Origin of the sequence: Pseudomonas sp. SIMBA_041 (assembly GCF_046535095.1) — a bacterium.
In the GTDB taxonomy this organism is placed as follows: domain Bacteria; phylum Pseudomonadota; class Gammaproteobacteria; order Pseudomonadales; family Pseudomonadaceae; genus Aquipseudomonas; species Aquipseudomonas mucoides.
Window position 1 is genome coordinate 1 of record NZ_JAWRXJ010000651.1, and the last position, 252, is coordinate 252.

Below are 252 nucleotides of genomic sequence, written 5' to 3' on the forward strand. Positions count from 1 at the left end.
GGCGTTCAGTTTCATGGTGCAGGAACCCAGCGGGATCATCGCCTGATTCAGCGCCAGATCTTTACGCTCCAGCGAGTGCATATAGCGCATCATTTCGGTTTCGCTGTGGTAGCGATTAAACACCGGATGGGTGAGGATTTCGTCGTCGCGCAGCATCGCAGGCTGGATAGAGCGGCTGTCGTGAGCCACGTCTTTGTCCAGCGTGTCGATGTCCAGGCCGTGGTTATCGCCCAGCAGCACGTTGAAAAGCTG

The 252-nt window shown here is 56.7% G+C and carries 1 protein-coding gene; it reads right to left on the bottom strand.

The features are described from left to right. Window positions 1-252, bottom strand: a 252-nt coding sequence (locus SB725_RS32725) for a hypothetical protein (RefSeq protein ID WP_410923642.1), incomplete at both ends; no start/stop codon positions are given.